The sequence below is a fragment of the Butyrivibrio sp. VCB2001 genome (assembly GCF_000423965.1).
In the GTDB taxonomy this organism is placed as follows: Bacteria; Bacillota; Clostridia; order Lachnospirales; family Lachnospiraceae; genus Butyrivibrio.
Window position 1 is genome coordinate 1 of the sequence record NZ_AUIZ01000021.1, and the last position, 12,251, is coordinate 12,251.

Here is a 12,251-nt window from a genome sequence, read left to right on the forward strand (position 1 = left end):
CCATTGGGATTCGACATTCAATGCTTACCTTGCAAAAAAGCGAGCCGAAGGAAAGCACTACTATGTTGCTGTATCCCATGCAACGAAGAAGCTCGTGAGACTGATATATCAGCTTGAGAAATCTCATCAGTCATACAACAAAGCAGCTTAACTAATTCCATACAAATCTTCTTTCAAGAGCATCTAAAACGATGCTCTATTTGTCATGCAGTTTTCAAGGTGCTGAATACGATGAATAAGTCATCGTCGCTATATTTAAAACATTTCTGTTTTAAAACATTTTTATTGACTTTCTTTAATAGTTAGTCTTGTTAATAATATTATTAGTGATACATAAACGTCATAATAGAGCTTAACTCCTTATACCGTTCATCTCCATTATTAGAGAAATCTCTATTCTTAAAAAAATCAAAATTGTTTTTTAGGTAGGAAACTAGCTCAGATGTAGTTGTATCACGTTCTGCAATATGATTATAGTTGTTGAATAGCTCTGCCTTACCAAAAAGTTGTATGGAATCTATGGTGGCACCTGTATATGTCATACAGGTCTCCATAGATTTCTTACTGGCGTTATATGCATCATTGTTCTCTGCATTTTTTGCAATTAGAGCGATGTACTTGAAAATAAGCTCAGATGGATGTCCCATGAGTTTTTCAAAGGTCGAATTGCGCTTCCCTTTGGCTTTTTGATCATATTTTTTTATAGTTACTTCAATGTTAAGAAGCGAATTAAGTAGAGCATCTGATATTCTGTCTTGCTCAAAAAGATATACCCCTCTGACATAGACATATAATGCATATTTGTAGTTTATTATAGAGTTTTCCTTCAGCCCTTCTGTAAGCACATATTCAAAGCGCTTCTTTGCACTAGTCTCCCCACCAAAATATTCAGTTGCTTCACTTTCATATGCGTTAATATCTTTTATATCTAGATAGTAGTGCAACAAGTATGACTGTGTAATCTTATAATCCACTGAATTATTAGGAAGATTATCCAGCGCGTGTCTAAATGCCTCCACGCATTTATTATCCTGCTTAAATGCATATACCTGGGCAAGTTGACTATATGCTTTACAAAGGCCTAACGACATATCTTCTTTGTTTTCACGATAAATAGGCAAATCATTTCTAAGATCCAATAACAGCTTTTGATATTCAACATTTTCTTTAGCAATCTTCAAAGCTTTATCAATTTCGAAATTATCAACTAATGTAACTACAATTCTGTTTATCGTAAACATATACGCATCCAGGCTTGTTTTATAGGCATTTTTCTTACATTTATTGAAATATTTTAAAGCATTTTTACTGTCTCCAATGTGACAATATGCAGAAACTCCAATGTCATACAAATTATAAATTGCTGCTTGACTATCAGCTGATAAAAGTGTCGATTCAACATTGGGTAGCATTTTTTCTAATATTTGGAGAATATAAATAGTTCTTTCCTGATTTAAGTCATTTGTTGTCAATGTCTCATGCAGCTTATTAACTGCTGCTATAAATCTATTTGGATTAGTATTGTTAACTATTTTCTTCTCTATTCTGCCAAACCATTTCTGCTGATAAAACTTAGAAAACTCTCCATCAATGAGCTTTGCATCGTAGCATCGCTTTAATGCCTCATAATAATCATGTTCTTCAAATTTCTGCCATGCGCGCTGATAATACACGTCAATTTCATCGTACGCCATAATTACATTGTTCGATGAATTATTTATTGCATCCACTTTTAACTGTATCTTTCGTAGCCATTCCTCAGCAGAATCCCCTTTAAGTTGCCACCCCAATATAGAACAGATTGAATCAGCAAGATAGAGAAACTCCATCTTTTTATTTACATGATAATTGATAGGTTTTACCTTAAAGTTTGATATTTCCATCGAAGTCTTTCCCGAGCGTAGCATCTCTTCAGAAAGAGCAGTTCTGTAAATATCAGCATTTGATATCGAAAAATATACTTTTCCAGTATCACCGTGTGATGATTGACTAGCACTATATCCTTGCCTTTGATATTCAACAGCGCGAGTACTGTTTTGATCAAGGTCTTCACTTTTACGAGTAGCAATATCCAAAGAGACCTCTCGAATACTATCAATTCTTGGATTATGAAAAATCATCCTAGATATAACTGAAGTTGCCATATGAAAATAAAGATTACTAGCATAATTATCTCTCAGCAAAAAATTCACACTATCTGTTAATAGCTGTGACATTCCTGCATCACTTTTCAGTATGGCATAAATGTAATACTCACCTTGACGAGATTGCTTTATATTTAAAAGCTCCTTACCTTGGAATGTTCCGTTACATAAAAACTCTTTTATTGTCTTCCTAACCATTTCTTTAACCGGCTTGACAATGTTTCGATCATCATCCTTGCTCCCTACTGAATGTAGAGCAGCAGGAAAGGAAAAACCTTCTTTTCCTGCAGAAGCTTCTTTAATAACTGACTGATAATATGATGCTATTCTTTTTCGCTCATTTTCAGTATCAGTCCTATTGTTGTGATCATCATAAAGCACCCCAGCAATAAACACTGGTTCATTTTTCTCATCAGTTATCGATTCAAATTTCCCATACTCATCCAAAGAAAGTGTAATCATACAATCTCCTATCTTATGATATAAGCTCACTAATACTAGAAATAAGTGCTCTTGATTCATTAATGAAACTGTTATAACCAACAACACTAGTGTATTGGTTAAACATCAATTGATAATTCATAATTCTTTCATTAACAATTCCTCTTATCATTGGGAAATTGCTTGAGTTTCTTTCATTTTTTACGCATTCTCTTACGCTTTTCCAGTATTGAATATAGTACTTACTGCCCTCAGAGAGAAATTTTCCAATATCAGACATTGGATATTTAGCAGTCAAACCGAGATAAGCATTTAATATATAACTATGATCATTTTCAATTTTCTTGAGGCCTATATAAAACATTACCTGAGAAATCAGATTGCCATATTGGGGATCTTCTCTATAATATGATAGTTTTTTTATACTATCATAATCCATCTCTGTTACTGCTTTCTCTAAGGCATTAGCAAAGTTAATCTCATCTCTGTATTGCTTGGTAACATCATCATAATACGCCATTTCAGATGCCCTATTAATTTCTTCAGTTACCAGTTCATTTTTTTGATAATCTGCGCCAATGCTATCAAAGAATCTTTTCACTGATTCATTTTTCAGTCTTGGCTCTGTGGCCTCTTTTAATTCTTGCTCTGCTCTAGCTCTTCCTTCTATTATCATTATGTAGGAGTCGTACCATGGCATATCATTAATCATGATTTCACCTCCTCTAAGCGTTTCTTATTCATTATTTTTTTCCACTGCTTAAAGTACTCAGATTTACTTGTTTCATCAATAAACGTACATAGGTCAGTGAAATCTCTAAAATTGTTACTATCTTCCATGTATCTCTGAGCATCTTCCAACGACGACCATTTTTCCGGTTTTCTGTTTCTTCGCCCAAACCAGTAGTCATTCTTTTTTGTCATATAAAAGTATAGCAATGCAACAGCCCTTATAGTCTTTTTGAATCGAGAGTACATCTGCTGGCCTTTTGCATTCATAAATGAAATAACCATTGTTTCTACCTTGTCAGCTAGTTTTCTTCCCTCTTCATTATCACGAGTCTTGTAATATGTCTCTGCCAAAAGATGCTTTTCGCACCATGTTATTACATCTAATCCCTCAAATTCAGATTCATACTGTTCAATCTTTGATCTTAATGTTAGTGGTGAACGACAACGCAACATCACATATAAGAATTTTCTGGCAAATTCCGACTCTGAATACGCTTCTCCTTTCCAATAAATTTTGGCTAATTCTGGGTTTAGTGAATAGAGCAGGTCAAAGTAAATGCTATCTACGTTGCGTTTATCACCTTTCCGATACAGGTTGCGTAGCTCATTCCTATTAACTAGGTACGAATCTACGTATTTATCTGTTCCAGATAAACACACCTTGAAGAACTCATTTAGCTCTGGCATATCATCATTTGTGACAATTGTTAAATACTTTATGCCAGTATCCCAGTTAACAGCCATTCCCCTTATAAGAGCTTTGAAGTTATAATCTGGATCATTTCTATCATATAGTTCACCAGCAAATTCTAGAGATACCCCTGACTGATTAACATATAGAGAGTTAACTTGCTTTTGTACAAAAATTTTACAGCTGTCAAAATTATCTTTGCCCTCTTTTGCCTTGTAATATGGATCAAATAAGGCATTTTCTAAATATCTTAAGTCCATGACTTGAAGGTAATACTTAATATGCTCCGCCCATAGCAACAAAGGAACAGGATCAGGTTCCCATGTTCCAATTTCTGATATATCTATCTCGTCTTCAGTTCTATGGCCATATGCATCATTCCTAAGTATTCTCAAGCCGTCTAAAGCACTTCGTTCGAGTTTCTCTTTCTGCTTTGCTTTTCCATTAGCCTCAAAGTCAACCATGTTATTTATTTCAGTCTCTAGACGTTCCTTATATTGAATTGTCTTATCAAGTTGTTCTGTTATAGCATTTATATTATTAATTTTCTTAACGTGAGCCCTGAATAAATCCATTTCAGACATCTCTTCAACTATTTCTTCATCATCGTCGTCTTCGACATACTCACTTTCGTTATCTACCTGATCTATATCTATTCCTGTCAAATCATCATCGGTTTTTTTATCATCAAAAAACCGAGTGTCGCCATCCTGGTTTTCATAAGTTACATCTCCTGCCTTGAGCTCACACTCTCGTTCTTGCAAAGCTGCTATCATCACTTCACATTCAGCTATCTTATCCTTATTTTCTCTTTTTTTTGCTTCAATTAATTCTTTAGATTTAGTAAATGCATCACTAATAACAAAACCATTAAGAGCAGAATAGCAATTAGTAATATCCATTAAGCCAATAGATCCTTGCTCAATCTCAATTACCGGTATTCTTATCTTCCCTGATGTTTCTTCGGATTTTTGCCTCAAATCAGTAAGCATCCAGTCTCTTAGCTCTTTGTGAGTATACATTTCAATGGCATATTGCATTACCTTAGTCGTAGCCTCATATAAGTTCTCTTTTACAGTTTTTAACTTCATTCTTCCTATTTCAGAATCATTGTTATATATCTGTCTGTAATCTTGTCTCATATCTACTCCTGTATCTCAGCAATTAAACTACTAACCCATCCAGTTTCTGTTCTCTCTTCATCAAGATATATCTCATACCAAACACGTGAACTAGGTTTTTCATGATTTCCGGTATAAATATATTTTTCATTTTCGTGGACAACTGATATAGCATCATAACCCGTACCAGGGCCACTGCGAACATTTCCGTCTGGTACAATAATACTAATATATATATCAGTATCAGGATTTTCATCTTGTATATTTTCCTCAACACTCGCCGCTTCATCAGCAACTACGTCTTCTGTCTTTCCAAGTTTATTTACATCTAAATACTCTTTTCCTACAAAGAATCCTATCCCAAGCAAAATAACTAATATTATTGCAATAACTGGTTTGACTGTAGAAACAGAACTATTCTCCCCAACTTGATTAACAGGTCTTGGAGTATAATCCGGAGTTGGCGGGTTTGGAGTAGGTATTGGTGATGGAGTTGGCGCCGGGGTAGGCTTGGGACGTGGCACTCGAGGAGATTTTTCCGGCTCAGGAAGCGAGGGCTTTATGGGACAAGCATATTCAGTGAGTATGAATCTGCTCACAAAAAGGCTGCCATCTTCTCTGCCGCTCCCAATGAATGAAGCGATGCTGCCTTCATACAATCCAGGTCCGCGCCCCACTGGCATTTGGTCTATTTTGAAATAGTAAGAGCCGCCATAATCATCATCTATGAAACCAAAGCCTCTATCATATAAAATTTTTCTGATTCGTCCCCGAATTACTTTAGATACATTTTTCTTTGAATCAACTATCTCTCCAGAAATAATCAGTAATTGATTCTTAATCTCTGCAAAATCACAAAGTCTATTGCCTTGATCCAAGTTTAATAATTGAGTAAGTAACGCATCTAGTTGTGCGCCATGCTGTGGAGAGGATTTCTGTACGTATTCCCTAGTTTTTTTGTCATGCAAATAATCATATGCGCCATCTGTAATCAGGTTTTCATCAAAGGTATTTACCCCCGCTAAAATACTGGCAAGAATGACCCCGAGGTTAAACGCCATCACTTTTTTTACGCTAGCACTTTCTCCGAATCCAGTTTTTTCATTGTTCATTTCTGGAGCACTATAACCCAATAACTGTCGTCCAAAATTCGGATGTTTTATATCGAAACGGTCATTACGCACCTTACATATTCTGCTGAGTCCTACAAATCTTGGTTTATTATCAAGAAGTAGTACTATATGATCGGTACTTAGTGAAGTGTATGCATATCCCTTAGAATAGATGTCCTCAAAAAAGGCAATAATGTCCAAAGCAAGGCGCATTAACATAGGCAAATTAAGCCTTTCGCCCTTATCATCTTTAGTATAAAATGCTTTATCTTTCCTATATCCTATTCGTTTGGCTAAAACCTCTCCTGGTATGTAATCCAATACAAGCACCGGTTCTGCCTCGCGCACCTTCCTTTCAAATTTTGAAAAATCATCAACGTTATTAGTCACTTCAAAGTAATCCAAAGGTTCCGGAAGCATGCTCGAAGATATATCATTTAGAATTTGAACCTGTGTATTTATGGTTTCTCTGTAATTGAGCAACAGATCCAAATTGTCAGAACAATCCTTACTATAGTTTATGGACTTATAAATGACTGATCGTTCAATCCATTCATCATAGCCGATTACTGTGTTGGTTTTTCGTAATGAAGAATCCCCGCATTTTCCCTGTTGCTTGCGAAAATCCTCTTGAGGCACTATTTTCCAGCGATCATTTGTGTCAGAACTGTTTGGGGTAATATATTTAATTTGCTGTCCATTTGATTCAAATTTCATGTTAATAGTCCTTTATGCGTAATAATTGCGAATATGGCTTTTAACATCAGCAAAGCACTTGGTTATAATATCTGTCCTAAGATCTTGTACATTTGAATATCGTTTCTCCCTGTCACGCTGTAAACATTTTCTTAGGACCTCATACGTAGCATCTGAAACAATTCCTTTTAATGATTCTTCCAATGGAATCTCAGAGTCTTCATCAGCTAAAATATCAGCAAAATCAAACCCTGTAAGCAGCTGATACATTGTTGCGCCAATAGTATAGATGTCACATCGTCTATCTAACGCTTTAATTAGCGCGCTATTTCTTGCTTCAGGTGCTTGAAACCCAAACGTTCCAAGACCTGGACTTCCCATTCCAGTTTCAGTAACTTCCTGCATCTGCCCAATTTCGTTGTGTTTTAAGTGAACTTTAATCTTGGTGATCCCACCAAAATCCAACAAGGTTACAAATCTTTCATTAGAAACAATAATGTTATCCGGCTTTAGATCCTGATAAATGTAATAATATGAGTTTCCCTCAGATGTCCTAATGTTATGAAAGCTTGAAAATATGGTACAGATCTCTTTGATATATTCGAGTACTTGTTGCTCCCATTCGTAATAGCATTTATAGCCTTTATTAGGAACCATAAGGCTCATAGATTGTCCAGTTATTTCTCCAAGATTAATACCATTAATAACCTGCATAACTATGTAAGGCTCTTCATAGACATAATCATCGTCTATATAGTAGTCATTTCCTTCCATGTCTTTATGAGGGCCATAAATTGATGGAGAAAAACCCCAAACAATATCATTAAGAATCGGCATTCTAGATTCTTTTTTTTCTTTAAACATTTTTAGACATTCTGCTTCAAACAAAGTTTTTTCTCTTATTTTCTCTATTTTTGTTGCCCTAGACACATCTCCTTGGAAAGAAAAAAGCCCCGGCTCATTATCATATCGCCTCGCTTTAATCAGAACCTCGTGATTACCAATACGTCTATCTTTCGCTTTGTAAATGATGCCAAAACCTCCTGCGGCTGAAAGGATATCGTATAATTCATACCTTTCTTCGCCCACATACAACGGCGCCATAAAACTATTACCTTTATTATCTGTAAAAAGCTGGCGCTTTTCTTTGCTATCAACTTTCCTTTTGTATGGCATGATTACACCTCTTCAAATTGAAAAACAAGTTTTTTGCTAAGCAGTACCATGTCTCCGGATATCAGTTTTATCGGTGCATCTGACACTGCTTTTTCATTGACATGCACCGAATGTTTTTTTGTGATTTTGGTAATGTAATATGTATTGTCCTTTAAGTAAATCTGAGCATGTCTCCTGCTGATAAATTCTCGCTGGGTATATTGAGTCAGGTCAATGTCGACAGGACCTTTATCTGTTGACATCCCGATAGTATTTGATTGCTTCAATTCAAATGCTATTTCTTGGTCATCATCTAACAGTAATACAAGCTGTGCCTTTTTATTAGTTCTTGGCTTTTGCGGTCTGTTTTCAGGTTTGTTGATTGGCACAACCTTCTTCTCTGGAGCTGTATCGGAATCAACTAATAGTGCACCACAGTCACAGTATTTTCTAACTGGCGTTATACTATAGGTAGTCCCACATTGAGGTCTAACACATTTCTTTCCTTTAACATTTCCCATAAATCTTATCCTTTGCGCCTTATCTTTAGCCTTGCTGCAAATCCTGATAACTCCCCGTCATCCAAGTCATCTAGAATTCCTGCATCTTGTGCCTGTGAAGAGCTACTTGTTGCCTTGTTAAGAACAGCTTTGGAAATACTTCGATTCTCCATGAAATCTTTAAGCATTTCCTCATAAGCACTAGTTTCAATGGGTTTTTGAAGATCAGTATATATCTGAATAATCTTTTTGATTTCCCTTATAACGCCTTCGTCATCTCCGATGTTATAAGCTTCCTTTCGTTTTTCATCAAATTTTTTGACCTCTGCTAACCTAAATAGTACGTTTATATCTCCATTAATCTGTTTACTCAAAGCTGTATCTGATGTAAAGGTAATTGGTATATCAACTTTCTTGGTTATTATTGAATTACCATATTTCGATGGAACCTGATATGACAAGGTCACTGATGCCGTATTTATTAGTCCTTCATAATCAGAGGCTTGCCCAGGAACAGTCATATCAAAATAATACTTATACATCTGATTCTTTTCTATTTGCCCAATGTTAAAGTCAATGGAATTACCTTCGTTCAATCCTAAATAAACATTGTCTGGAGTGCCTCGGTAATAATCGCCCACTTTCGCCCCGGCTTTAACAGTCATTGAAAGACTAACATTTGTGATAACAGTTGTTTGTGCCCGCTGGAACATAGCATTAAATACAGATGCAAATTGATCGGGGTATTTAATTAACTGTGTAACACCCCCAGTTGGTATCGAAATTTCAGACAGATTCTCAAAATTTACATCTTTCTCACCAAAACCCATCGACTCTACAACAATATTTTTTTCTGCTAGCCACTTTCCAGTGCTTGCATTAGCCTCTACTGTATCTACACCAGTTGGCTCTCCATCGGTAAAAAACAATATTACTTTTGGTGAGGCATCCTGATACTTTTCAAGCACCTCTCCTGCCATCCTCAGACCGGCTGAGATATTAGTATTATTTCCTTTGTCAGAAATATGATCGATACGATTACAAATCTCCTCTTTGTCATTAATACCTAATGATTCAAAAAGTATAGCGGCTTCATCTGCGTAATATACACAGTCAACGGTATCTCCGCTCCTAAGCATTTCAGCAACTTTTTTTGCTGATGCACAAGCTATGTCAAGCTTGGATATTCCACCACTACCCAAGTTTCTCGTCACACCATCTTCTCCAACAACTTTTTTACCCGAGGCAACAAATCCTGTGTCATCCACAATCCAATACATAGAATCAGATGTATCAATAACCAAACATACATGGGAGTTCTGGTATTTATCTGAGCCAAACTCTTTTCTAATCTCGTCGCTTGGCTTGACTGAAAGGCATAGTTTTACATGCTTTTCTGCCCCATCGTTAAGTAATTGAGGATAATCAAAAGCGCTTTCTATAACCAAATCGTTATTCTGTATGTCGTTTTTTACATCTTCTTGAACCGAATCCAATCCAAAGAAATCTATTTCACTCATTGTTTTTCTCCTTTTATCAGTATTAAAGACATATTGTCTCCGCCACCATTGGCATTTCCCTGTCTTAAAATAAGTTCAGCTGTGTGTTTCAAGTCCTCATTATGCTTAATGATTTTACGTAATAGTATTTGCTCCTTATCCCATAGTGAGTCATGTAAGTTATTTGCCATATAATCGATAACACCATCTGAAGCAAGTAATAAACAGTCTCCTTCAACAAAGGGCAGGCATTCAACTTTTTTATTGTATGGTCCCCCCTCTATGGCATATTTACCGCCAACATACTGAGTTAGAGCCTCAGATCTATTACTCAAATCATTACCTGTATTTGAAATTAACGCATCGGTTATCACATTATCAGGAATAAGCAATGACGTAATGGTATTATTCCGTATCAAATACAAAATCGAATCCCCCAGGGAATAGTAATATAAGTTCCCTTGATAGATAATCAGCAGAATTATAGTACTACCCATGACTCCGTGTAGATTGTCTGAAATTCTTCTGGCTTCCTCCGCAATACGCTTATTACTTTCTTGAACAATATCAAGGAACACCTTGCTTATACTGGAAAAGGCATCACCCTGGCCCACATCAAAGGTGGAAATATATTCAATGAAGACCTCTTTTACAATGGAAGAAGCCTTATACCCGGATCCTACATCACAATTTGAGATGCCATCCGCAAGCAGATAGGCGCATAATCCATTATCTTTTTCTACTAGTTCAAGCGCATCCTCATTCCATTCTCCTTTGTCACGCTGCATTTCCTGCATAAGTAGTTTTTTCCCGCTTCCAATTGATGTCTTTTTAGCAGATTTAACAACGGTTGCTACATCAGGGCCAACGCTAGCATACTTTAAATACTCATCAAATGAGGAAATGCTATCCTCTATGCACTTATAACGCTTGCTTGGATACATGCTTAACGATGACCCAAACCAATAGTGGAGAAATAAAATCTGTTTATCATCATTTATCAAGCCTTGATAATATGACATCTTTAATTGCATATCTAGGCTTAAATCCCCGTACTTTGCTTTAAGTAATAGTTTGTTGGCTATAATTGCAAGTAAATATACATCACTTTTTTGTGAAACGCTGTCATAGTCTTGATTTTTGACTTCGGGAGCATAAATCTCAGCACATTCATACTCATAAGCATTTGATTTGGGCGTAAGCAATGGTCTTCTGATAATTAGCTTCATGAGTGAGTAATCGTCATCAATCGCAAAATCAGATAGATTGCAGCTACCAACAACAAACCCAGCTTGGTTGATATGGGCAAAAATACCAGCTATCCTTCTAATCAATTGTATTATTTGGTCATTAGTAAATGCTTCATCACAAGATAACATATCCAATGTTTTAGCAAATTCATCTTCATAAATCAGATTAAATTTATAATTTGAGTATATTTGTGCTTTGGGCTGAATAATAAACTCATCCAAGTTTTCATATTGGGGAATCTGAATAGAGGAAGTGACATTTGCAGAATCAAGAGGTTCACTAGCTTGCAATTGCGCACTACTACCAGCTGAAGACAGCGGTCTTCCACATTCACCACAAAACGATTCCGATTCCGGATTATCTGTCATGCAATATGGACACTTTATCATAAGCAAGCCACCTCTCTGGCAAAGAAGACAAATCTAACAAAAAGAGCACGCATATTAACGCATTATAAGAAAATTATATACTGCAAATAGAGATTCTTTTTTAATAAAAAATTAAAATTTCCTTAATTCAGGATACTATTTTTGCATTAATAAAGGGGAGTTCGCTATAAACTAATAGTTTAGTACCATTAATAACGGAAGGAGAGGACTTTCGTCCTCTCCTGTCCGTTCCATTATGATACTGTCCATAGGCGTATCAAACAGTCTCGCTAAAGCAAACAAATTGTCCACCTTAGGGAGGCTGTCACCTCTGAGCCACTTATAAACAGATTGCTCAGATTCAAAGCCCATATACTCAACGATGTCCTTGGTACGGACATTGTTGAGTTTCATGAGCTCACGGATACGCTTTCCGGTTTTAACCATATCTACTACTGGATAATTCATGATTTCCCCCTTCTGAAAATGATGCTATAATGCTTTTCTTGGCCTTGTGGGGAAACAATAAGAAATCAGTTAA

At 36.1% G+C, this 12,251-nt stretch carries 9 protein-coding genes and 1 pseudogene; 1 reads left to right on the top strand and 9 read right to left on the bottom strand.

Translation table 11 applies throughout. The features are described from left to right. Positions 1-151: pseudogene (locus G589_RS22465) on the top strand (IS110 family transposase); the annotation flags it as partial. 172 nt (positions 152-323) lie between these two features. Here G589_RS22465 and G589_RS0115180 read toward each other — a convergent pair. From G589_RS0115180 to G589_RS0115220, 9 genes are all read right to left on the bottom strand, one after another. Continuing rightward, positions 324-2,606 carry a hypothetical protein gene (locus G589_RS0115180; RefSeq protein ID WP_026522721.1) on the bottom strand — a complete coding sequence of 761 codons (2,283 nt, stop codon included), beginning with the start codon at positions 2,604-2,606 and terminating at the stop codon, positions 324-326. Between the two features lie 13 nt (positions 2,607-2,619). Then, positions 2,620-3,297 carry a hypothetical protein gene (locus G589_RS0115185; RefSeq protein ID WP_026522722.1) on the bottom strand — a complete coding sequence of 226 codons (678 nt, stop codon included), beginning with the start codon at positions 3,295-3,297 and terminating at the stop codon, positions 2,620-2,622. Further along, entirely contained in the window at positions 3,294-5,150 is a 1,857-nt protein-coding gene (locus G589_RS0115190; RefSeq protein ID WP_026522723.1) for a hypothetical protein, read from the bottom strand. The genes G589_RS0115185 and G589_RS0115190 overlap by 4 nt, the downstream gene beginning before the upstream one ends. 2 nt (positions 5,151-5,152) lie before the next feature. Next, positions 5,153-6,958 carry an SH3 domain-containing protein gene (locus tag G589_RS20205; protein ID WP_035776291.1) on the bottom strand — a complete coding sequence of 602 codons (1,806 nt, stop codon included), beginning with the start codon at positions 6,956-6,958 and terminating at the stop codon, positions 5,153-5,155. Positions 6,959-6,970: 12 nt separating this feature from the next. Further along, on the bottom strand, positions 6,971-8,113 hold the full coding sequence (locus G589_RS0115200) for a protein kinase domain-containing protein (RefSeq protein ID WP_026522724.1): 1,143 nt from the start codon (positions 8,111-8,113) through the stop codon (positions 6,971-6,973). Between the two features lie 2 nt (positions 8,114-8,115). Further along, positions 8,116-8,613 carry an FHA domain-containing protein gene (locus G589_RS0115205; protein WP_026522725.1) on the bottom strand — a complete coding sequence of 166 codons (498 nt, stop codon included), beginning with the start codon at positions 8,611-8,613 and terminating at the stop codon, positions 8,116-8,118. A 5-nt stretch (positions 8,614-8,618) separates the two neighbouring features. Beyond that, on the bottom strand, positions 8,619-10,112 hold the full coding sequence (locus G589_RS0115210) for a VWA domain-containing protein (protein ID WP_026522726.1): 1,494 nt from the start codon (positions 10,110-10,112) through the stop codon (positions 8,619-8,621). Continuing rightward, positions 10,109-11,731 carry a protein phosphatase 2C domain-containing protein gene (locus tag G589_RS0115215; protein ID WP_026522727.1) on the bottom strand — a complete coding sequence of 541 codons (1,623 nt, stop codon included), beginning with the start codon at positions 11,729-11,731 and terminating at the stop codon, positions 10,109-10,111. The genes G589_RS0115210 and G589_RS0115215 overlap by 4 nt, the downstream gene beginning before the upstream one ends. Positions 11,732-11,902: 171 nt before the next feature. Continuing rightward, complete coding sequence (locus tag G589_RS0115220) at positions 11,903-12,178, bottom strand: helix-turn-helix domain-containing protein (RefSeq protein WP_026522728.1); 276 nt, start codon at positions 12,176-12,178, stop codon at positions 11,903-11,905. Between the last annotated feature and the right edge of the window lie 73 nt (positions 12,179-12,251).